We start from the raw sequence: 13,029 nt of genomic DNA on the forward strand, positions 1-13,029 counted from the left end.
CGTTTTGTCATTAAAAGTTTAATCCTAACTGCAAATTCATCCAAACGCTCTGTAGTTTTTAGTACAACTTCATTAAGTGTTTGATTTACATGATAGGCAGTAAAAATAGACAATCATTATGCCAAAACCAAAAAAGAAAGTTTTCAAATGTCACTTTTGGTATTTTAAATTATCAAACAACATTAATTACAAAGAATAAAAAACCCGAAATCACTTTCGGGTTTTAAATACTAATAAGTTATTATTTCTTGACAACATATGATTTTAAAACACTTACAACATCTCCTGCTGTAAATTTTATAACTCCAATATCTTTAGCTAACCAATATTCTGCATCTGATGCACTCGAAGGCTGACCTTCGATTTTTACTTCCTGATGAAACTTGAATTTTATGACATCATTATAAGTAACTCCATTTACAATAGCAGTAGAAGCTTTCTCTAAAATAGTTCCTGTATAACTTACATTCATTTTAATAGCAGGAAATTCAGCAATACTAAAAGAAGTTTCCTGTACAAAATTTCCTGTCCATGTTTTATTAACATCTAAATAATCTTTAAAGAAAATAAATTCATAACCAGAACTTTTACCTGTTATTCCTTGTCCGTAATCAAATTTAAGTTCGTCTATTTTTATAGAATAATCTCCTTTAACCTTTTTTAAATAAACAGATGCACTTCCTGTTACACCTTGACCCATTCCTGAAAATTGATCAAATTTAAAATAGTCATTTTCCGAAGAAATAATTTTCATTGAAACACTTTGTCCGCTTTGGTCCAAAACCCACTGATTTCCTACTGCTGTAGGCCAATAGTCTCCAGACGAAGCTTGTGCTGTGTCACCAGAATCACTCTGGCATGAATTTAATAAAAATAGCGATAGAAAGAATGTCGCAAAAATGGTAAATTTTAATCTTTTCATAGTTTTAGATTTGTTAATGGTATATTGTAAGTAAATTTCTAACCAAAAATAAACCGATCATTTTATTTTTCCTTACGGCTTTGCGTAAAAGAAAAAAAATAAAAAAAAGTTTATGAAAAGTGTAACAAACCAAAAAAAGCAAAGTCATTATAAAAAACTAGCAATCAAAACTTGAACATAACCAATCAAAATATCGAAGAATTAATCGCTCTTTGTAAAGAAAACAATCAAAAGGCTCAATTCGAAGTTTACAATCGTTACTGTAAAGCTATGTATAACGTGGCTTACCGTATTGTGAAGGACGAACATTTTGCACAAGACGTCATGCAAGAAGGCTTTTTGAAAGCGTTTACAAAAATCAATGACTACAAGCAGGAAGTCGCTTTTGGAGCGTGGCTAAAAAAAATAATTATCAATTATAGTATTGATTTTTACAAAAAAAATAACGCGTTTCAAGTCGAGGATTTGAGTAAAACACTTTATAAAATAGAAGAAAATGACAGTTTCTTTTCTGAAAATATAGATCTGAATTCACTTAAAGTGAAACAGGTTTTGGATACCATTTTATCATTAAAAGATAATTATCGAATGGTTTTGACGCTATTTTATATTGAAGGTTATGATCAGGAAGAGATTTGCGAAATTTTGAATATTAGTTATGCCAATTGTAGAACAACTTTAAGCAGAGCTAAAGAAAGTCTACGAAAAAAATTAGAGGAAATATGAAAAAGGAAAATGACAATTTAGACCAATTATTTAACAAATTTGAAGATCAATGGGATATTCAGGAAATGAATTCTGACCATCAGGTTGATTTCTTAAACAAATTAAATAAAAAGCAATCCAAAAGGAAATATTGGTTTGTAACAGCTGTTGCTGCTTCAATTGTATTGATGTTAGGAATATCTGTTTTTTATAAAAATGACAAACCAAAAGAATTCAAGTTTGCATCTAATGAAACCAAACGTACTGATTCTATTTTCAGCATTTTAATCGATAATGAACTTGTAAAACTAAAAGAGAAAAATTCGCCTGAAAACGAACAAATTATTAATGATGCGCTAAAGCAAATGAAAGTTTTTGATGCCGATTATGCAAAAATCATAAAAGAGCTTCAGAAAAATGGCGAGAACAAACAAATTATTTACGCCATGATTAGCAATCTGCAAACGCGAATCTCTTTTTTACAAACTGTTTTAAAACGAATTGAAGAAAACGAAAATCTAAAAAACACATCTGATGAAAAAACATTATAACTTACTTATTCTATTCATTTTAATACCTTTACTAGGGTTTTCAAATGATGATAATTACATTTCAAAACAAAAAAGTATCAAAAAAACCTATATCGTAAATTCGAATGCAGGAATTGATATTACCAATAAATATGGGAACATCACAGTATCAACTTGGGACGAAGATAAAATTGATATTGACATTACAATAAAAGTAACCGGCGGAAATGAAAACTGGGTTAACGAAAAACTAAACAGTATCGATGTTGATATTACAGCCTTAAAATCATTGGTTACAGCTGTTACAAATATTGGAAGCTCATCGTTTAAAAGTAAAGGAAGCAGCAATAGTTTCGAAATTAATTATGTGATTAAAATCCCGAAAAACGGTTCTGTGAAACTCGAAAACAAATACGGAAATATAACTACTCTAAATCTTGAATCTACGACTGATATTACTTGTAAATACGGAAAAGTGAATTTGGCAAGATTAAATGGATCAAACAATACTATTCATATCGAATATTGCGAAAGTTCTGCAATTGATTATATTAAAAATTCGAATATAGAAGCACGTTATTCAAATTTAAAAATTAATGAATCCGGAAATATTAATCTTGATGCTAATTATAGTGATTTGATTGTTGGAGAAAGTCAGAATATTAAATATGATTGCAATTATGGAACCATAAAATTTCAAAAAGTAAATTCTTTTTCCGGATCAGGAAATTATCTGACAATATTGATTTCTGAACTTTCAAGCAATCTGACTTCGGATATTACTTATAGCAAATTGAGTGTTGGAACTATAAATGACAAAGCTGGCAATGTTAATATAAACTCGAGTTATTCTGATGTTTCATTAGGATACAGTCCAAATTATTCTTTTGATTTTGATATCGCAACAAGATATGGAGGCATTAAAACAGGTGCTGATTTAGAAATTTCGGTAAGCGAAAGTAAAAGCAGCGCTAAAAATATAAGTGGTTATCATAAAAGAAAAGGTCAAAATAAAATTCAAATAGCATCGAGTTACGGAAACGTATCATTAATCAAAAAATAATAACTTAAAATTTTAAACAATGAAAAAAGTAGTACATCTTATAGTTTTTGGAGCATTTTTAGTTGGTTTTATAGCAAATGCACAATCAAACAAAATAAACGGAAATGGTAAAGTTGTTACCGAAACCAGAACTACAGCCGAATATGACGGCATAAAAGTATCAGGCTTTTATGATGTTGATTTAGTTGCTGGAAAAGAAGGTAAAATCATCATCAAAGGAGAAGAAAATATTCTCGCAGCTATTATTATTGAAGTTGAAGATAATACGCTTAAAATTCACAATAAAAGCAATACGAACTTACGTCCAAGTATGGGCAAAAAAGTTCAGTTGACAATTCCGTTTGATAAAATCTCAGAATTAGCATTGGCAGGTTCAGGAGATATTCAGACTAAAAATCCAATTAAAAGCGATAAGTTTCTGGCAAAATTATCTGGTTCAGGAAACTTTAATTTAGCTGTAGATTCAAATTCTTTAGAACTTAATTTAAGCGGTTCAGGAAATGTACGTTTAAAAGGAACTGCTGATAATTTCACCACAAAAATTTCAGGATCAGGAGATATTGATGCTGCCGGTTTAAAATCTAAAAACGTAGATGTTAACGTTTCAGGTTCTGGAAATAGCCGTGTTAATTGTACCGAAAGTTTAACAGCAAGAGTTTCTGGTTCAGGAGATATAAAATATAGCGGAAATCCAGAAAAACGCGATGTAAAAGTTTCCGGTTCAGGAAATATTTCAAAAGCATAATGTTGATTAAAGCTCAATAATAAAAGAATTTTCGAAAATCATCAAATCAAAAAACAAACAGAATATCTTTTTTTATTATTGAGCTTTTTATTTCAATCTTCAATCAAAAAAAAATATCTTCAAGAAGAATTTCACCTGATAATTAAGGTATTTAGTATCACACTTCCTTATATAATGTCGGTTTAAACAAATTATTAAACTTGACAACGACATTAGATCACACTTCAAAGATTTACTGAAACATAGAATTTATATTGTAAATTCTATACCTTAATTCAACTCAATCTCTTAAAACTAAAAATAATGAGACGGACAATATTAATTATCCTTCTGGCATTTTCTTGTGCCTTATCTTTTGCACAAAAAAAGGAAGATATAAATAAGATTAAAGTTTTTGAAGATCTTAAAAGCAGCACTTCGGAAATGATGTTAAAGTATAATCTTAAAGGTTTGAGCGTTGTTGTATTTGAAAATTATAAAATAATATGGACAAATCAATGGGGAATAAAAGCTACTGATTCTAATGAGAAAATCGATGAAAACACGGCATTTTCGACTGCTTCGATTTCAAAACCAATAACGGCAATTGTTTGTGCAATGCTCGAAGAAAAAGGATTAATAAACCTTGATGATCCAATTGAAAATTACCTCGAAAGATGGAAACTTCCTAAAAGTAATTTTACAAAAGATACTAAAGTAACCTGGAAACAACTTTTATCTCACACTGCCGGAACTAGTCAAGGCGGTTTTGAAGATTATTACGAAGGTGATTCTATACCAACTATTGTAGAAAGTTTACAGGGAAAATTACTTCCGAGATCAAAAAAACCAATTGAATTTCTTTTTAAACCGGGAACAAACTTTGAATATAGCGGTGGCGGTTATGTAATTATTCAATGTGCGCTTGAAGATCATTTTCAAAAAACGTTAGCACAAATCGTAAAAGAAACGCTTCTTGATCCTTTGCAATTGCAAAACTCAACGATGTTGCAACCTAATGAAAAAGGTTTCTTAAACAATATTGCCAAAGTTCATAATAGCAAAGGCGAAATCATTAGAACCGGAATACCAATTACTCCGCAGGTTGCACCATCAGGTTTATGGTCTACTCCTACTGATTTAGCGTTGATTGCGATCGAAATGCAAAAAGCATTATTAGGAAAAGGAAACAAAACAATTTCAACGGCTGTTGCCAAAAAAGTAACTAATATTGCCTCTATGAATGGTCCTCGCGGTTGGAGTTATGGCTGGCAACGAAGTTTAGGTTTTGGAAATCTGGAATGGTTCTCGCATGACGGTTCAAACACCGGAACCGGAGGAGATTTATTAGCTACAATGACAGACGGCAACGGAATTGCAATTTTGGCAAATGGAGACAAACCAAATCGTTTGCCTGTAATGTGTTATTTAGATAAAGAAATTATCACAAAACTTCATTGGACAAAAACAATTAATAATCATGATAATCAACAAATTCCTAAGGCTTTAAAAGAAGTTATAAAAGGATATTATACTGAGATACTTTATGGTTACGATAGATTAGGTGTTACCAAAATCGTTGAAGAAAACAATCATTTATATCTTAATTCTCCTTATCTAAAAGATAATTTTAATGTCGAAAAAAACGAAATGTATTATATTGGCGATAACTCTTTTAGAATTGAAAATTATCCCAATATAATTCGGTTTAACCTAAATAAAAACGAACTAAAAGGACTGACTATTTCACGACCAAAATATACGTCCAAAGAATTAGTTCTCACATTAGATCAAATAAGAACGTCACAAACTCAATTGATTGAAATTTTTAGCGAGAATACTTTTGAAACAGCAGTAAATCAATTTAAGAAACTAAGATTAAAATATCCTGATTATAATTTTGAAGAAAGTCTCAATAACTTAGGATATAGCTATTTTAATAAAAAGGAAATCGATCTTTCGCTTCAAATTTTCAAACTTAATTGTAGCGAGTATTCTGAATCTGCAAATACTTATGATAGTTTAGGTGAAATTTATGAAGCTGTCGGAAAACTGGAACTTGCCAAACAAAACTATCAAAAATCATTAGACTTAAATCCTAAAAATAAAAATGCTGCGCAAATGATTGCAAAAATCGATGCGCAGCTAAAATTAAAATAATTTATTATAAGGCGCTTTTAAAGTGCCTTTTTATGTACTCGTCTCAATAAGAAAATTGCTGTAACAAAGAAAACTCCTAATATTACAATTGCTGCGCGAGGGCTTCCGGTAATTTGATCGATAATACCATAAACGCACATTCCGATTACGATTCCTATTTTTTCTGCTACATCATAAAAACTAAAAAATGAAGCTGTATCTTCGGTTTCTGGTAATAATTTTGAATAAGTAGAACGTGATAAAGCTTGGATTCCGCCCATTACAAATCCTGCAACAGTTGCCATAACATAAAAATGTATTGGTAAAGTTATAAAGAAAGCCAAGGCACAAAATACTGCCCAAACGCTATTAATGACAATTAAGGTTGGGATATTTCCAAATTTAGCAGAAGCTCTTGAAGTCAAAACTGCTCCAATAACTGCAACTAATTGTATAATCAGAATGCAAATAATTAATCCAATAGTTCCTTCTTCTTTTGATGACCATTGAATTTCCTGAGCGCCAAAATAAGTAGCAACAAGCATAACGGTTTGTACTGCCATACTAGAAACGAAGAATCCGCCTAAATATCTCTTCAACGGAATATTTTCTTTCAATAACGACCAAACTTTCTTAAGTTCTTTGAAACCATTAAAAACAACAGATTTTGTCAATTTCTCGCCTGTTTCTTTGCTTCCTTTTGGTAAATAATAATAAGTGTATTGGCTAAATAATATCCACCAAACTCCTACCATTATAAAAGAATAACGCATTGCTTTCATCGCCGCTTCGCCATCTGTTCCGGTGATTCCAAAAAGTTTTGGTTTCATAATCATTGCAAGATTGATAATCAATAAAATTACACTTCCAATGTAACCTAACGAATATCCTTTGGCACTAATTCTGTCTTGTTGTTCTTCAAATGCAATGTCTGGTAAATATGAATTATAAAAAACCAAACTTCCCCAATATCCAATTAATCCAAGGAAATAAAATGCTAATCCAAGATAAATATTCCCAAGATCAAACCAATATAATCCCATACAAGATAAAGCTCCCAAATAACAGAAAAACTTCATAAAGGACTTTTTATTCCCAACATAATCAGCAATTCCTGATAATAATGGAGAAATAAAAGAAACCACTAAAAATGCAAAAGCAGTGGTAAAACTAATTAAAGCTGAATTTTTAAGATGCATTCCAAAAACATCTATATAATGATCGCGATCAGAGAATAAAGCTTCATAAAAAATAGGAAATACTGCCGAAGCAATTGTAAGGGTATAAACCGAGTTCGCCCAATCATAAAACGCCCAGGCATTTAGTAATTTTTTATCTCCTTTTTGTAGGTTTTTCATAGAAATGGTTTTGTTAGTGCGCTACGAATTTATCTAATTTTTATCATAAACAGCTAGATTTTAAAAAATTCCTGTATTATTAAATTATGAACAATCCGGAAACCAGCACGTATTATATCACAATAAAAAAGCTACTCTAAAACTAGAATAGCTTTTTTATTTATCTAATGATTTTCTTTATTTTATAATACCAACTTTAAGCGCTGTCGCTCTGGCTTCTGGTATTAATGCTTTTAAATTTGCAATTCTCGTTGCATCAGATGGGTGCGTACTCATAAATTCCGGTGTTCCTGCACCTCCTGAATTAGCTGACATTCTGGTCCAGAATGCAATTGCATCATCTGGATTATAACCTGCTATTGCCATTAATGTTAATCCAATTTTATCGGCTTCACTTTCGTTGCTTCTGCTAAACGGAAGCATTACTCCTACTTGTGTACCCATTCCGTAAGCTTGCGAAAATATTTCTTTAGTTTGTGCTGATTTATTACTTGTTGCAGCATCTAAAACTGCGCCTCCTATTGATTGCAATTGTGCAGCACTCATTCTCTGTGCTCCGTGATTGGCTAATGCGTGCGAAACTTCGTGTCCCATAACCGTTGCTAATCCAGATTCGTTTTGAGTTACAGGCAAAATCCCTGAGTAAACGACAATTTTTCCTCCTGGAAGACACCATGCATTTACTTCTTTGTTGTCAACTAGTTTATACTCCCAACGGTAATCTTTTAAATACTGAGATTGCCCTAAATAGTTTAGATATTTTTCGGCAGCAGACTTGATTTTTGATCCTACCAAATCAACTCTTTTTGCATCAGCAGTTCCTGTAATAACTTTGTTTTCAGTTAAAAAAGTACTGTATTGCTGAAATGATGTTGGAAATAATTCGCTGTTAGAAACAAAGTTTAAATTTTGTTTTCCCGTAATTGGATTGGTTGCACATCCGGCTAAAACGACTGCAAATAGGCCTATTATTAAATGTTTTTTCATGATTTTGATATTTTACAACACACAAAAATACAATTATTATTAATTTCCAATTTATATAATTTTCATAAAATTTATCAGAATTTACTTATTCTCCTATTATATGCAATTCAGTAAACTCTTTATCAACAATTAAGAACTTATTCTCCTCAAAAGCTATTTTGTCAAACACTACATTTTCATTGTCAATTTCGATTTCAGTAACTTTAAAAGGTAATCCAATCAAATTAATTTTATACTTAGTATAAGGTGTATCATATTTTCCTTCTTTATGAAGCTGAACAATTAGTTCTTTTTCTTTTCCCACTGTAGTGAAAGATAAAAAGCTATAACGTCCTTTTTTATAATCGTAACCGTCTTGAGCATCTTCATAAACTACTGATTTCTCTTTTCCGTTTTTAAAGTACAAATCAAGAACCAATTCATCAAACTCAAGCTCACCAACATATTGCTGTACCGGATATTTTGGAATTATCGCGCCTGCTTTTACAAACACCGGAATCTCATCAAATTTGGTATCAACCCAAACTTCTCTTCCTCCTGTCGAAAACTCATTTGTCCAATAGTTATACCACTCACCTCTTGGAATATACATACGTCTACCTACAGCATTAGGTTCAAGGATTGGGCAAACCAAAATCTGGTTTCCAAAGATGAATTCGTCGTTACGATAATGCGTTTGTGTATCGTCCTGATCGTAATAAACTAATGGCTTTAACATAGGAATTCCTTCTTCAATATATTGCCAGAACATGGTATATAAATAAGGTAATAACTGGTAACGCAAACTCACAAATTTGCGGGTAATATTAATCACTTCTTCGTCAAAAGCCCAAGGTTCCTGATTTCCATGATCTCCGGAAGAGTGCGTTCTACAAAACGGATGAAAAACACCTAATTGAATCCAACGTGCATATAATTCTCCCGTTGGCTGTTCAGCAAAACCTCCAATATCAGAACCTGTGAATCCCATTCCTGAAATACACATTCTTTGTACCTGAATATTTGCAATCCATAAATGCTCCCAAGTTGCCACATTATCACCTGTCCAGGACGATGTATAACGTTGTGCTCCTGAATAAGCAGATCTTGTGATCACAAATGGACGTTTTGGATATGCAAATCGCTTAACACCATGATAAGTTGCGCGCGCCATTTGTGTTCCGTAAATATTATGTGCTTTTCTATGACTACAAGGGTTTCCGTCGTAAACGTGACGAACATCCATTGGGAAAGTTTTATTTGGAACCTCCATAACGGCAGGTTCATTCATGTCATTCCAAACTCCTTTTACTCCAAAGTCTGAAATTAATTCTTTAAATAATCCCGCCCACCATTCTCTTACAACGGGATTTGTGTAATCTGGAAAGTTACATTCTCCTGGCCAGACTTTACCTTTCATATAAGGTCCATCGGCTCTTTTGCAGAAATAATCTTTTTCTAAAGCTTCTTTATAAACCCAATAATCCTTGTCGATTTTAATTCCCGGATCGATGATTACAACAGTTTTAAAACCGTCTTCGGCCAATTCTGCGACCATTCTTTTTGGGTCAGGAAAATATTCTTTATTCCATGTAAAACATCGAAATCCTTCCATATAATCAATATCCAGATAAATGGCGTCACAAGGAATTTTTAGTTCTCTAAATTTCGAAGTAATTTCTTTTACTTTACTTTCCGGATAATAACTCCATTTACATTGATGATAACCCAAAACCCAAAGTGGCGGTAACTCCGGTTTACCAGTCAAATCAGTATATGTAGTGACCACATCTTGCATTTGTGGTCCATAAATAAAGTAATAATTCATTTCGCCGCCTTCAGCCCAAAAGCTGGTAACATTTCTTCTTTCCTGACAAAAATCAAAGAAAGTTCTAAATGTATTGTCAAAGAAAATCCCGTAAGATTGCTTGTTATGCAACCCAATATAAAACGGAACTACTTTATATAATGGATCTTGCTCTTTTTGATAAGCATATTGGTCAGTGGCAAAATTTTCTAATCTTTTACCTTTTAAATTCATTTGAGTTGCCTTGTCACCAAGACCGTAAAAACATTCTCCGTCTTTTGACGATTTACTCATTTTTACAATATTTCCGCCATATTCATAGCTTTCTTCCCAGTGAAAACCAAGTTCATCTTCGAGAATCAAAAGATCATTTAAATCATAAATAGACAAACGAAGATCTGATTTTTGAATCTTACATTTGACTTTACTCGTTCTAATCTGGAAATAAGTTTCCTCTTCTGTAAGTTCTAAAAAATTATAACCGTGAAGCTGTGTTTTATCAATTGCATATGAAAAATCGTTGCTAAAATACCCTTTTGTAGTAAAACGAAATCGGATTAAACTATCTCTAAGAATAGTGACTTTTAAGATTACTTTATTGTCAGTATGAAAAAAGATAGAATCGCCTTCATGCTGAAATGAGACAATTTTTGATGGATATAAATCGCCTTTATATTCTAATGATGTATTTGTAATCATATCGCTAATGAATTAATTGTAGATCGCTAATCTTTATTTCAAACATACAAAAAAAGTAGATAAACCTCTATGAATAAAAGGATTATTCACGAAAACGTTTTTTCTGAATGAGTACTAAATAACGGCTCAAAAAATCACCAATTCGACAATTTTAAAACACTAAACTGACAAAATGATATTCTAAAAAAATAATTAATATTTTTTATGCAAACGAATAAACGGTAACGCTTAAAGGCGGTAAAATTAATTCGACTGAAAAATCTCTGCCATCATAAGGTGTAGCTTCTATTTTTATTGTTTTAGAATTTCCAATACCACTTCCTCCGTAGATTGCTGCGTCGCTATTAAAAATTTCTTCGAGCTTTCCTTTCTGCGGAATTCCTATTCTGTAATTTTCTCTTACCACTTGCGTGAAATTACAAACTACAACTAGATTTTCATTAGCGTTATTTCCTTTTCGGATATAAGATAAAATTGCATTTTGATGATCTGAGTAATTAATCCACTCAAAACCTTCGCCAGTAAATTGCTTTTCATACAATGCCGGACGGGATTTATATAAGTGATTTAAATCTGTAATTACTTTTTTTATTCCCGAATGATAATCATACTGAAGTAAATGCCAATCTAAACTTTTCTCAAAATTCCATTCATCACTTTGACCAAATTCAGATCCCATAAACAATAGTTTAGTTCCCGGATGCGTGAACATATAACCGTAGAGTAATCTTAAATTGGCAAATTTCTGCCATTCGTCTCCGGGCATTTTATTGGCAATAGATTTCTTTCCGTAAACTACTTCGTCATGAGAAAATGGTAGCATAAAATTCTCCGTAAAAGCATATGTCATCGAAAAAGTCAAATCGTTTTGATGGTATTTTCTATAAACAGTTTCCTTCTGAAAGTATTTTAAAGTATCGTGCATCCAACCCATCATCCATTTCATTCCAAAGCCTAAACCGCCAGTAAATGTTGGTCTTGAAACCATCGGAAAAGAAGTGCTTTCTTCAGCAATAGTTTGAACTCCATAAAAATTAGCGTAGATTACCTCATTAAACTCTTTAAGGAAGCTTATGGTTTCAAGATTTTCTCTTCCGCCATAAATATTAGGTTCCCATTCGCCATCATTTCTCGAATAATCCAGATACAACATCGAAGCAACAGCATCGACTCTCAATCCATCAGCATGATATTGCTGAAGCCAAAAAACAGCATTACTAATTAAGAAAGCACGAACTTCATTACGTCCGTAATTAAAAACCAAACTTTTCCAATCCGGATGATACCCTTTTCTGCGATCTGGATGTTCATACAAATGAGATCCGTCAAAGAACCCTAAACCATGCGCGTCATCAGGAAAATGTGACGGAACCCAGTCTAAAATTACGCCAATACCAGCCTGATGTAATTTATCAACCAGAACCATAAAATCCTGCGGTTTTCCAAAACGAGAAGTTGGCGCAAAATATCCCGTTAATTGATAGCCCCACGAAGGATCATATGGATATTCCATAATTGGCATGAATTCTACGTGCGTAAAACCCGTTTCCTTAACATATTTCACTAAATCGTCTGCCAATTCCAGATAAGTCAAAAAACGATTGTTTTCGGCACGTTTCCAAGATCCTAAATGCACTTCATAAACGGAATATGGTTTATCGAGAGCATTATTTTCCTGACGGGATTGCATCCAATTTTCGTCTTTCCAATTATAATCCAAATCCCAGACAACAGACGCTGTATGAGGCGGTTTCTCACAATACAAAGCAAATGGATCAGCCTTTTCGGTTACGATTCCGTTTATATTCGATTGAATTTTATATTTATAAAGCGCTCCTTTTGTAATATCCGGAATAAATCCTTCCCATATTCCAGAAGAATCCCAACGAACTTGCAACAAATGTTCGCCTTGAGTCCAATAATTAAAATCACCAACTACCGAAACAGATTCTGCCGTTGGAGCCCAAACCGCAAAATAAACGCCTTTTACTCCGTTAACTTCAATTAAATGCGCTCCTAATTTTTCGTATAATTTGAAGTGTTTTCCGGCTTTGAATAAATCAATATCAAAATCAGTAAATAGAGAATGCGTGATAACTTTATTCATATTTGGTTT

10 protein-coding genes are annotated in these 13,029 nt (G+C 32.3%); 5 read left to right on the plus strand and 5 right to left on the minus strand.

Annotation, left to right across the window (positions count from 1 at the left end; genetic code table 11):
* Positions 1-241: 241 nt before the first annotated feature.
* The gene (locus WN975_RS06660) at positions 242-922 is read right to left on the minus strand and encodes a hypothetical protein (RefSeq protein WP_337965818.1); all 681 of its coding nucleotides are present in this window, start codon (positions 920-922) and stop codon (positions 242-244) included.
* Between the two features lie 171 nt (positions 923-1,093).
* Here WN975_RS06660 and WN975_RS06665 point away from each other — a divergent pair, with 171 nt between their 5' ends.
* The 5 genes from WN975_RS06665 to WN975_RS06685 all read left to right on the plus strand — a co-directional run bounded on the left by WN975_RS06665 (position 1,094) and on the right by WN975_RS06685 (position 6,104).
* On the plus strand, positions 1,094-1,648 hold the full coding sequence (locus WN975_RS06665) for an RNA polymerase sigma factor (protein WP_337965819.1): 555 nt from the start codon (positions 1,094-1,096) through the stop codon (positions 1,646-1,648).
* A complete protein-coding gene (locus tag WN975_RS06670; RefSeq protein ID WP_099712594.1) occupies positions 1,645-2,178 on the plus strand; it encodes an anti-sigma factor in 534 nt (177 codons plus the stop codon). Before WN975_RS06665 ends, WN975_RS06670 begins: the two co-directional genes overlap by 4 nt.
* Positions 2,162-3,220 carry a hypothetical protein gene (locus WN975_RS06675; protein ID WP_337965820.1) on the plus strand — a complete coding sequence of 353 codons (1,059 nt, stop codon included), beginning with the start codon at positions 2,162-2,164 and terminating at the stop codon, positions 3,218-3,220. Before WN975_RS06670 ends, WN975_RS06675 begins: the two co-directional genes overlap by 17 nt.
* A 19-nt stretch (positions 3,221-3,239) precedes the next feature.
* The gene (locus WN975_RS06680) at positions 3,240-3,965 is read left to right on the plus strand and encodes a head GIN domain-containing protein (protein WP_337965821.1); all 726 of its coding nucleotides are present in this window, start codon (positions 3,240-3,242) and stop codon (positions 3,963-3,965) included.
* Between the two features lie 303 nt (positions 3,966-4,268).
* Positions 4,269-6,104 carry a serine hydrolase gene (locus WN975_RS06685; RefSeq protein ID WP_337965822.1) on the plus strand — a complete coding sequence of 612 codons (1,836 nt, stop codon included), beginning with the start codon at positions 4,269-4,271 and terminating at the stop codon, positions 6,102-6,104.
* A gap of 17 nt (positions 6,105-6,121) precedes the next feature.
* On the opposite strand, the gene WN975_RS06690 is transcribed toward WN975_RS06685, so the two are convergent.
* The 4 genes from WN975_RS06690 to glgB all read right to left on the minus strand — a co-directional run bounded on the left by WN975_RS06690 (position 6,122) and on the right by glgB (position 13,020).
* Positions 6,122-7,441 (minus strand): MFS transporter, encoded by a 1,320-nt coding sequence (locus tag WN975_RS06690; RefSeq protein WP_337965823.1) that lies wholly within the window; start codon positions 7,439-7,441, stop codon positions 6,122-6,124.
* 177 nt (positions 7,442-7,618) lie between these two features.
* Complete coding sequence (locus WN975_RS06695; protein ID WP_337965824.1) at positions 7,619-8,428, minus strand: M48 family metallopeptidase; 810 nt, start codon at positions 8,426-8,428, stop codon at positions 7,619-7,621.
* Between the two features lie 85 nt (positions 8,429-8,513).
* Positions 8,514-10,913, minus strand: a complete 2,400-nt coding sequence (locus tag WN975_RS06700; RefSeq protein ID WP_099712600.1) for a glycoside hydrolase family 31 protein — start codon at positions 10,911-10,913, stop codon at positions 8,514-8,516.
* A gap of 202 nt (positions 10,914-11,115) precedes the next feature.
* The gene (gene glgB / locus WN975_RS06705) at positions 11,116-13,020 is read right to left on the minus strand and encodes a 1,4-alpha-glucan branching protein GlgB (RefSeq protein WP_337965825.1); all 1,905 of its coding nucleotides are present in this window, start codon (positions 13,018-13,020) and stop codon (positions 11,116-11,118) included.
* Between the last annotated feature and the right edge of the window lie 9 nt (positions 13,021-13,029).

Origin of the sequence: uncultured Flavobacterium sp. (assembly GCF_951805225.1) — a bacterium.
GTDB lineage: Bacteria > Bacteroidota > Bacteroidia > Flavobacteriales > Flavobacteriaceae > Flavobacterium.

Excerpts from the sequence above, each read along its gene's own strand:
- WN975_RS06660 (WP_337965818.1), bottom strand. The coding sequence starts at position 922 with ATGAAAAGATTAAAATTTACCATTTTTGCGACATTCTTTCTATCGCTA.
- WN975_RS06670 (WP_099712594.1), top strand. The coding sequence starts at position 1,645 with ATGAAAAAGGAAAATGACAATTTAGACCAATTATTTAACAAATTTGAA.
- WN975_RS06675 (WP_337965820.1), top strand. The coding sequence starts at position 2,162 with ATGAAAAAACATTATAACTTACTTATTCTATTCATTTTAATACCTTTA.
- WN975_RS06680 (WP_337965821.1), top strand. The coding sequence starts at position 3,240 with ATGAAAAAAGTAGTACATCTTATAGTTTTTGGAGCATTTTTAGTTGGT.
- WN975_RS06685 (WP_337965822.1), top strand. The coding sequence starts at position 4,269 with ATGAGACGGACAATATTAATTATCCTTCTGGCATTTTCTTGTGCCTTA.
- WN975_RS06690 (WP_337965823.1), bottom strand. The coding sequence starts at position 7,441 with ATGAAAAACCTACAAAAAGGAGATAAAAAATTACTAAATGCCTGGGCG.
- WN975_RS06695 (WP_337965824.1), bottom strand. The coding sequence starts at position 8,428 with ATGAAAAAACATTTAATAATAGGCCTATTTGCAGTCGTTTTAGCCGGA.
- WN975_RS06700 (WP_099712600.1), bottom strand. The coding sequence starts at position 10,913 with ATGATTACAAATACATCATTAGAATATAAAGGCGATTTATATCCATCA.
- glgB (WP_337965825.1), bottom strand. The coding sequence starts at position 13,020 with ATGAATAAAGTTATCACGCATTCTCTATTTACTGATTTTGATATTGAT.